Raw genomic sequence first — 9,430 nt, forward strand, 5'->3', positions numbered from 1 at the left:
AAGATCTCGGGATTTTCCGCCGGTCCGGTATCCCTCAATCGGATTGCAACCCTTTCTCCTCCTTGCTATACTTTTCCCCGGCGCGGCGTCGCCCTTCAACTTTCGCCGGAGCCCCCTTCGCCAGCGGTTCCGACGATCCATCCTCACCCTCCGATTGGAATGTCCGTCCATGAATTTTGAAGCCGGCATCAGCCCGCAGTGGATCGAGGCCCAGTATCTTCTCTGGCGGAAACACCCGGACCGGATTCCCTCCGCATGGCGGGCCTTCTTTGAAGGTTTCGAGCTGGGGACGGAAGAGGCGCCGGCGCGCACGGGCGACCCCGCTTATGCGATCAAGCAGTCCGGCGTCCAGTCGCTCATCTACCGCTACCGGGACATCGGCCACCTCCTTGCCTGCACCGACCCCCTGAACCCTTGTCCCACCGATCATCCCCTCCTTTCCCTGGCCGCCTTTGATCTGGGCGAGGAGGACCTCGACACGACTTTCCACAACCGCCGCTTCCTGGCGAGCCCCGCCACGCTGAGGGAAATCCTCGCAGCCATGCGGGAGACCTACTGCCGCTCCATCGGCGTCGAATTCATGCACATCCAGGAGCCGAAAGAGAGGCAGTGGCTCATCGACCGCATGGAGCCGAACCGCAACCGGCCCGAATTCAGCACCGAGGAGAAGAAGAGGATCCTGCGCAAGCTGGAGGAGGCCGCTCTCTTCGAGGCCTTTCTGCACCGCAGGTTCCTCGGCCAGAAGCGCTTCTCCCTGGAGGGGGGGGAGGTCTTGATCCCCCTGCTCGACAAGGTGGTTCGGAAATCCGTCGCCATGGGGGTGAGCGACCTCGTTTTGGGGATGTCCCACCGCGGCCGGCTCAATGTCCTGGTCAATATCTTCGGCAAACCCCTGGAACACATGTTCGCCGAGTTCGAAGACAATGTGGAGCATCATTTCGTCGGCGAGGGGGACGTCAAATACCACAAGGGGTTTTCCACCGATCTCGATGGGCCGAACGGCGACCGGATCCACATCACCCTGGCGTCGAACCCCAGCCACCTGGAGTCGGTCGATCCCGTCGTGGAGGGCAAATGCCGGGCTCGGCAGGAATGGTACGGCGAGGGCGGAACAAACAAGGTCCTGCCGGTTCTGGTGCACGGAGACGCAGCCTTCGCCGGCCAGGGAATGGTCGCGGAGGTCCTCAACCTCTCCCAGCTCGAAGGCTACCGGACCGGCGGCACCCTGCACATCGTCCTCAACAACCAGATCGGCTTCACCACCAGCCCGGAGGACGCCCGCTCCACCCGGTACGCCACCGATGTGGCCAAGATGCTGATGGTGCCCATTTTCCATGTGCACGGCGACGACCCCGAGGCGGTCGTCCACGCCGCCTCCCTGGCCCTGGACTGGAGACAGCGCTTCGGCCGCGACGCGGTGCTGGAGATCCTCTGTTACCGGCGGCATGGGCACAACGAAGGGGACGAGCCCTACTTCACCCAGCCGCTGATGTACGAGAAGATCAAGGATCATCCGCCGGTGCACGAGATCTACGCCGAGCGTTTGCGGCAGGAGCTGGCGGGCGAAGAGATCGACGCCATCGGCAAGGTCGTGGAGGAGAGGCTTGAACAGGCGGACGGCAGCCAGGGGCAGATCGCGGTCGAGGGTTTCAGCGGCAAGTGGGGCGATATCGAACGGAAGTTCCGGCACGCCGAAGTGAAGACCGCCGTGGCGAAAAAGACCCTGGTGGAACTCGGCCGCGCCTTCACCACGCTGCCGGAGGAGTTCCATCCCCATCCCAAAATCGTCAGGATCGTCGAGCGCAACCGCAAGTCGATCGAATCGGGGGAGAAGATCGACTGGGCGGCGGCCGAGGCGCTCGCCTTCGCTTCCCTGCTTCGCGAAGGGGTGAGCATCCGCCTCTCCGGCCAGGACTCGCGGAGGGGCACCTTCAACCAGCGCCATTCCACCCTCTACGACGTCGAGACCGGCGAGCCTTTCGTCCCTCTGGCGGCCGCGGCTCGGGAGGGTGCGGCCTTCCGCGTCTACGACAGCATGCTCTCCGAGGCGGCGGTCCTCGGATTCGAGTACGGCTACTCCCTGGAATCTCCCTACGGATTGACCCTCTGGGAGGCGCAGTTCGGCGATTTTGCCAACGGCGCCCAGGTCATCATCGATCAGTTCATCGTCAGCAGCGCAACCAAGTGGGACCGGGTGAGCGGGCTGGTGATGCTCCTGCCCCACGGCTACGAGGGGCAGGGGCCGGAACACTCGAGCGCCCGCATAGAACGCTTTCTGCAGCTGTGCGCCGACAACAACATCCAGGTCGTCTATCCCTCCACGCCGGCGCAGTACTTTCACCTGCTGCGACGACAGGTCAGGCAGCCCTTCCGGCGCCCCCTGGTCGTGTTCACCCCCAAGAGCCTGCTGCGGCTGCCGGCCTGCCGCTCCTCCCTGGGAGAGTTCGTCAAAGGGGAATTTCGCGAGGTGCTGCCGGCCGGGGCCGATCCGAAGAGGGTGAAAAAGGTGCTGCTGTGCACCGGCAAGATCTACTTCGATCTTTCCGAGCGCAAAGAGAAGGAGGAGAGGGAGGATGTCGCCATCGTCCGCATCGAACAGCTCTATCCGCTGCATGCGGAGCTGCTGCGCGAGGCTATCGAACCCTTCGGCAAAGCGGAAAGCTTCACCTGGGTGCAGGAGGAGCCGCGCAACATGGGGGCCTGGAGCTATCTGCGTTTTCCGCTGGAGGAGATTCTCGGCAGGGCGCCGGCCTACATAGGCCGCGACGAGGCCGCCTCTACGGCCGTCGGCTCCCACCGCCTGCACAACGAGGAGCAGGAGGCGATCCTGGCGGAGGTTTTCAAATTGTGAAATGCAGGGGCGCGGCTGGCCGTGCCCTGGGCAGGGCCAGCCCTGCCCCTACGGAAAAATGGGAGAATTCCATGGAAATCAAGGTACCCTCGGTCGGCGAATCGGTGTACGAGGCGACGATCGCCAAATGGCATAAACAGGATGGCGAGCGGGTGGAGAAAAACGACCTTCTCTGCGAGCTCGAAACCGACAAGATCACCCTGGAGCTGAACGCCGACGCCGACGGGGTCCTGTCCATTCGCGTTCCCGAAGGGGAGACGGTGGAGATCGACGCCGTCATCGGCGCCATTGAGGAAGGGGCCGGGGAGAAGAAGGAAAAGGAAGAGGCGAAAGAAGAAAAAAAAGAGGAAAAGCCGCCCGGGAAGAAGGAAGAGAAAAAGGCGGAGAAAAAAGCAGAGAAGAAGGAGGAGAAGCCCGCCCCGGAGAAGGAGGCTCCCCCCGCGAAGGAGGCCGAAAAGGAGGAGAAGGCGGCGAAAGCCGCCCCCGCGCGGCCGGCCGCGGAGGAGGCAGGGCGCACACGCCGACAGCCGATGAGCCGCCTGCGCCGGCGCATCGCCGAGCGCCTGGTCGCGGTGCGGCAGCAGACGGCCATGCTCACCACTTTCAGCGAAGCCGACCTGACCCGCATTCTCGCCCTGCGCAAAAAGCACGGCGAAGCCTTCGAGAAGCGCCACGGCGTCCGCCTCGGCTTCATGTCCTTCTTCGTCAAGGCCTGTGCCGAGGCGCTCAAGGAATTCCCCGAGGTCAACGCCCGCATCGACGGCGACGACATCGTCTATCACGATTACCAGCATATCGGCGTCGCCATCGGCTCCGGCAAGGGGCTGGTGGTGCCGGTGGTGCGCGACGCCGACGGTATGGACTTCGCCGCCATAGAGCAGGCGGTCAGGGATTTCGCCGAAAAGGTCGAGAGCAACCGGCTCGACCTCTCCGACCTCGAAGGGGGGACGTTCACCATCACCAACGGCGGGGTCTACGGATCGCTGCTGTCCACCCCCATCCTCAATCCGCCTCAGAGCGCCATCCTCGGCATGCACGTCATCCAGGAGCGCCCCGTCGCACGCGACGGCGAGATCGTCATCCGCCCAATGATGTACCTGGCTCTCTCCTACGACCACCGCCTGGTCGACGGCAGGGAGGCGGTGAATTTCCTCAAGAGGATCAAGGAATTCGTCGAGGAGCCCGACGAGATGCTGCTGGAGCTATGAAAAAATTCCTCTGTTGCATTTCAATGCTCATCTTCCTCATCGGCTGCACCTCCGACCGGGACTGGCGCACCGCGAGCCGGGAGCCCGCGGGGATCGCTCCTGACCCTTTGCGGACCAGCGAAGCCGTGCTGCAGGTGTACGCCGCCCCCGCCTGGGGGTGGCGCGGCTGGTTCGCGGTTCACACCTGGGTCGCCGCCAAGCGAAGCGCCGAGCCTTTCTACACCGTCTATGAAGTCATCGGCTGGCGGGAGCGGCGCGGCTTGCCGGTGGTGCGGATGGAGAAGGATGCGCCCGACCGGTTCTGGTTCGGCGAGAAGCCCCGGCTGCTCGCGGACCACCGGGGAGACGGGGTGGACGCCCTGATCGACGAGGTCGAGGAGGCGGCGCGCTCCTATCCCTGGCCGAAGACCTACCGCGCTTTTCCCGGCCCCAACAGCAACACTTTCACCGCCTGGATCGCAAGGGAAGTTCCCGCCCTCGAACTCGACCTTCCCTTTTCCGCCATCGGAAGCGGCTTTGCCGATTAAAGGTCCCGGGAGACACCCATGAAAACGAAATCCATACTGCTGTTCGGTTTGCTGCTGTTCCTGGCCGCGTGCGACTACCTCCCCTTCGGCTACACGCCCATCGGCGAGATCCTGGAGGGTCCCGGCCGGTTCGAGGGTGAACCGGTCAAAGTACGGGGCGAGGTGGTGGAGATCACCAAAATTCCCCTCATCAAGTCCAAGAGCTACCTCCTGAGGGATGACACCGGAACGATCCTCGTGGTGACCGAAGGCAGCCTGCCCGCGCTCAACAAGACCATTGCGGTCAGGGCGGAGGTGAAGACCGTGGCGATCCTCGACGACCAGAGCTTCGGCCTGCGGCTGGTGGAGATCGAGAGATTGCCTGTCTACGGTTTCGGCGACTGACACAAGGGGCTTAAGAGCGGCCTCCCGCCGGTTGGATTTGATTTGTAATATCTCGTGGAGAAATGATATAGAGTCGAGCTGACAGGCTTCAATTCGCCGGAAAGTCTTTCTTGATTCTCGGATAATTCGTCGGAGATCCAGACCGCGCAGGCGCCAGGAGCACTGCGCATTTTTGTTCGTAACCACACTAAGTTTTCGAATTTTCTTTGGAGATCTCGCAATGAGTCCCTGGACGCTGATTGATACGGCACGGATACCCGGTAATGACGGCGAGCTTCAGCTCTATCAGCGCGACGCTGAATTTTCCATCAGCGTCAGTGGCGGCGGCGTGCTGATGAGCACGTGGGCGCACGGGTCCGAGGACGCGCTGGCTGAACTTGCGTGCCGCAAAATCGCCAGACGTCCCCGCCCCCGGGTTCTGATCGGCGGCCTGGGGATGGGTTTTACGCTGGCCGCGGCGCTGCGTCACCTGGGGGCCGATTCGGAGGTGGAGGTGGCCGAACTGGTGCCGGCCGTGGTGGCGTGGAACCGGGGCGCTCTCGGGGAGCATGCAGGCCATCCTCTGCGGGATGCGCGGGCCACGGTTCGCGAGGGCGATGTCGCCAGGATTCTGAAGACCGAGCGGCAGGCTTATGACGCGATCCTGCTCGATGTCGATAATGGACCCGAGGGTTTTACCCGCAAGAAGAACGACTGGCTGTACACGACGGACGGGTTGACCGCGTCCTACAAAGCGCTGAGGCCGGAGGGAGTGCTTGCAATCTGGTCGGCCGGTCCCGATCGCGACTTCACGGCGCTTCTGCAGAAGGTGGGTTTCAAGATGAGACAGCGCCGGGTGCATGAGCACGATAACAAAGGCTCGCTCCATACGATCTGGCTCGCCGAGCGCGGACCCTGATCGCAAAGCTTGCCCTCCGGCGCCTCAATGTCTTACGATACACTCTACGACACCTTCCTCACTGTCAGAGACGCCCGCAACGGCGAAGGGACTGTTTCCGTTGGATGTAAAGCAGCTGGGCTGGAACGCCCATTTTGAAAACCATTTCGAACCCTGTCAGGCGCAAGACCTCGTCCCCGCCCGGGTGGTTCGCGCGGGAGGCGGCTTCTATACCCTGCTGAACGCCGACGGCGAACAGACCGCCACTCTCGCCGGGCAGCTGCGCCATGCCTCTTCCCTGGACGCCCTGCCGGTCGTGGGCGATTGGGTGGCCATCGATTCGCCCCTGGAGGAGGGCATCCGCATCCATGCCGTTCTCCCCCGCCAGACCGCCCTGAAGCGGGCGGCCGCCGGCGGCCGGAAAGGTCTGGCCGAAAAGCCGGGGGTTCCCCAGGTGCTGGCGGCGAACGTGGACACCGCCATCATCGTCAGCGGGCTGGATAACGACTACAATCCCAGGCGCATCGAGCGCTACCTGACCCTGGTGCACGAAAGCGGCGCCGCCCCGATCATCGTCCTCAACAAGGCCGACCTCTGTCCCGAGTGGAAAAAGCTGTGCGCCGAAGTCGAGGCGATCGCCTACGGCATCCCTGTCCTGGTCACCAGCGCGCAGCGCGGCGAGGGTCTGGACGAGCTGGCGCCCCATCTCGAGTCAGGCCGGACGCTGGTCCTGATCGGATCCTCCGGAGCGGGCAAATCCACCCTCCTCAATCGGCTTACGCGCGCCGACCACCAGCGGACATCCAAGGTCAGCACCGCCGTCGGCAAGGGGGTTCACACCACCACGCACCGGGAGCTCTTTCCCCTGCCCGGTGGGGCTCTCGTCATCGACACCCCCGGATTGCGCGAACTGCACCTGTGGGGGGAGAGTGAGGCGGGGTTGGAGATCACCTTTCCCGAGATCGTCGCCTTTGCGGCACAGTGCCGCTTCAGCAACTGCCGGCATGAGAGCGAACCGGACTGCGGCATCCGGCAGGCTCTGCTCGAGGGGACGCTCGACGCCGCGCGGATGGAAAGCTACCTGAAACAGCGCGCCGAGCTCGCCTCGGCCGTTCAGCGCCATGAGCTGGCGGCGCAGGTGGCTCAAAAGCGGAAGAGAAAAACGATACCCCGCGAAGAGAAGCGCTGGCGCCTGGAAGATGAGGACGAAGAGTAAAGAAGAAGCTATCTCTACTCTAGTCCAGCTTGAACCCGTCGCCCGCGTACTGGATGTTGGCCGCATCGGAGGCGCGCGGCGGGGAGACCGCGTGAACTCCGCCGCATGCGGGGCAGCTGCCGACATGGGTTTTCAGTACGAAGGGGGCGCCGCACCCCTGGCAGTTGGTGGCAAGGCCGCCATCGGAGATCGGGCGCTGCCGCAGGGCGCCGCCATGAGCCTGCGCCACAAACGCTACCAGTTCCCGCCCTTCGGCAAACGGTCCACCACCGCCGTGCCCATGCCCATGTCCATGCCCGCCGCAACCCCCACATCCTGACATATCGAATCTCCTTTAAAGTTGTTTGTTTTTCAGGTTTCCGGCAAGCATAACAACTCCTCCCCTGTTAAGTCTCTGACCTGGGTCAAAGAATTGGAGGTTGGAAACAGGGGCAGAACGGGAGGTGAAAACCCTTAGATGGGTCCGGAATGGCGGGGTTGACACCCTGCTGGCGAAAGAGTATTAAAGAGAGGTTATTTTTTAATGTGTTTTGCCGGGGGAAGAAGATGGACATCACCCTTTTTCAGACGTGACGATAACAAGCCGCCTGAACAGCAATCCGCTGGCCGACGGCTTGTTTGTTTCAGAGAGTGAAGAAGCGCACTTCCTGACGGTATTCCGTCAGCCTTAGGGAAATCTCCTGACCACCGGGTATACTTGGGATTGATTTTAGATTCTTGTCCGGTCTTCGGGGTGGCAAGATCCGCCGGTGTTGAAAATGTTCGAGGAGGGTCCGCCCATGATTCGAATTTCAATGGCCCTGATTGCTTTGCTTGTGTTGGCCGGCTGCGGAGAGGACAACGATCCCTCCCGACTGAACACCTTCGTCCCCCTCACGGCGATAGAGGCGTCCGTCGATCCCTCGTCCGCTCCGGCGGGTACCGTCGCGCGAATGACCGTGATCGGGGATTTCTCCGGCGATTTCACTCGGGATGTCACGGACAGCGTCCTCCTGGGTTCCTCCGATCCGAACGTGGCCACGGTGAGCATGGAACCCGGACGGCAAGGTGTGATCACACCCATCGCCCCGGGAACGGTCACCCTGACGGCCGAATCGGACGGTCTCACCGACACGGTGGATTTCACCGTCACCGATGCGACGATTGAAACCCTGTCGGTTTCACCCCCCTCCATTTCCGTTCCGGCCGGGATGACCCGCTCCTTCACCGCGGAGGGGACTTTTTCGGACGGCACCGTCATGGACCTGACCGGGCTGGCGGAATGGACCAGTTCCGACCCGGCTGTGGCCACAATCAGCAATGACACCGACACGCCGGGCCTCGCCACCGCCGTGGCCCCGGGGGCGGCGATCATCACCGGAACCTTCGGCGGAGTTTCCGCCACCGCGGATGTGATCGTCACCGAAGGGGAACTCGAACGTCTGGAAATCAACCCGATAACCCCCGACCTTCCCGATGGATTCTCCCTTCAGTTCGCCGCCACCGCCTTTTTTTCCGATAGCACCTCGGAGGATGTAACCGCACAGGCGGTATGGACATCTTCAGCCCCGACGGTGGCGACCATCAGCAACGCCGCGGGGGAAAACGGTCTGGCGACGGCCGTTAGCGTAGGAGTTACTTCCATCTCAGCCGCCTTCGAAGGGCTGGAAGAGCAAACCGCCCTTACCGTGACCAATGCCCTCCTGGATCGCCTTGAATTTACCTCGGACATCGACGTCATCGACCTGGGCGCGGCGCCCATCCGGTTCTCCACGACGGGTTTTTTCACCGACGCTACGGAACTGGACCTGACGGAACAGGTGACCTTTACCTCCTCGGACACCGGAATCGCCGAGGTCAGCAACGTCTCCGGCTCCCGAGGCATCGTCACACCCATCGCAGCCGGGACGTTCACCCTTACGGCTGAGCGGGACGGGATCGCTGTGTCGCGGGATATTGCCGTTCAATAAAAAAGGGAAGAAAGCCATGCCGAAGAAAATACTGATCCTGATGGTTTGCCTCTGGATCGCGCCGGTTTCAGCCGCCCTGGCGCAGAGCGGGCTTTACATCGGCCTCCACGGGGGCGGTTCGTTTCTTGAGGGTGCTGAAAACGAGGGGGACTCGGGGACGTTCAACCTGGAATTCGATCCCGGCTATCTCACAGGCGTAACGGTCGGCTATGATCTGCGGGACAATTTCCCGAAAATCGGCAAGGGCCGGGTTGAGATCGAATTTGCCTACCGCAGCAACGACCTGGATCAGGTCGAATTCGCCGATTCGGATATGGATGCCGGAGGCGAGGCCACTGTCTTCAGCGTCATGCTGAATACCTTCGGCGAATACCGCGACACCGCCCCCTGGATCCCCTATGTGGGCGCAGGGATCGGC

Annotated in this window: 9 protein-coding genes; 8 read left to right on the forward strand and 1 reads right to left on the reverse strand. The window is 62.7% G+C overall.

Annotation, left to right across the window (positions count from 1 at the left end; translation table 11 throughout):
- Positions 1 to 169 precede the first annotated feature (169 nt).
- The 6 genes from DTF_RS0102215 to rsgA all read left to right on the forward strand — a co-directional run bounded on the left by DTF_RS0102215 (position 170) and on the right by rsgA (position 7,063).
- Positions 170 to 2,851 (forward strand): 2-oxoglutarate dehydrogenase E1 component, encoded by a 2,682-nt coding sequence (locus tag DTF_RS0102215; RefSeq protein WP_027713992.1) that lies wholly within the window; start codon positions 170 to 172, stop codon positions 2,849 to 2,851.
- 71 nt (positions 2,852 to 2,922) lie between these two features.
- Positions 2,923 to 4,059, forward strand: coding sequence for a dihydrolipoyllysine-residue succinyltransferase (sucB, locus tag DTF_RS0102220; RefSeq protein WP_027713993.1), 1,137 nt, complete (start codon positions 2,923 to 2,925; stop codon positions 4,057 to 4,059).
- Positions 4,056 to 4,586, forward strand: a complete 531-nt coding sequence (locus DTF_RS0102225; protein ID WP_027713994.1) for a DUF3750 domain-containing protein — start codon at positions 4,056 to 4,058, stop codon at positions 4,584 to 4,586. The genes sucB and DTF_RS0102225 overlap by 4 nt, the downstream gene beginning before the upstream one ends.
- Before the next feature lie 18 nt (positions 4,587 to 4,604).
- Positions 4,605 to 4,970: a hypothetical protein gene (locus DTF_RS0102230; protein WP_027713995.1), complete on the forward strand. Its 366-nt coding sequence runs from the start codon at positions 4,605 to 4,607 to the stop codon at positions 4,968 to 4,970.
- Positions 4,971 to 5,190: 220 nt separating this feature from the next.
- On the forward strand, positions 5,191 to 5,868 hold the full coding sequence (locus DTF_RS0102235; RefSeq protein WP_027713996.1) for a spermidine synthase: 678 nt from the start codon (positions 5,191 to 5,193) through the stop codon (positions 5,866 to 5,868).
- A 100-nt stretch (positions 5,869 to 5,968) separates the two neighbouring features.
- Positions 5,969 to 7,063 (forward strand): ribosome small subunit-dependent GTPase A, encoded by a 1,095-nt coding sequence (gene rsgA / locus DTF_RS0102240; protein WP_027713997.1) that lies wholly within the window; start codon positions 5,969 to 5,971, stop codon positions 7,061 to 7,063.
- A gap of 19 nt (positions 7,064 to 7,082) precedes the next feature.
- Here rsgA and DTF_RS25925 read toward each other — a convergent pair whose 3' ends face one another.
- On the reverse strand, positions 7,083 to 7,385 hold the full coding sequence (locus DTF_RS25925) for a hypothetical protein (protein WP_081702745.1): 303 nt from the start codon (positions 7,383 to 7,385) through the stop codon (positions 7,083 to 7,085).
- A gap of 457 nt (positions 7,386 to 7,842) precedes the next feature.
- On the opposite strand from DTF_RS25925, the gene DTF_RS21495 reads away from it, so the two are divergent.
- A complete protein-coding gene (locus DTF_RS21495; protein ID WP_035055205.1) occupies positions 7,843 to 9,012 on the forward strand; it encodes an Ig-like domain-containing protein in 1,170 nt (389 codons plus the stop codon).
- A gap of 16 nt (positions 9,013 to 9,028) precedes the next feature.
- Positions 9,029 to 9,430: outer membrane beta-barrel protein (locus DTF_RS26810; protein WP_027713999.1), on the forward strand; the 402-nt coding region annotated here is incomplete at its 3' end.

Source organism: Desulfuromonas sp. TF (assembly GCF_000472285.1).
In the GTDB taxonomy this organism is placed as follows: Bacteria; Desulfobacterota; Desulfuromonadia; order Desulfuromonadales; family ATBO01; genus ATBO01.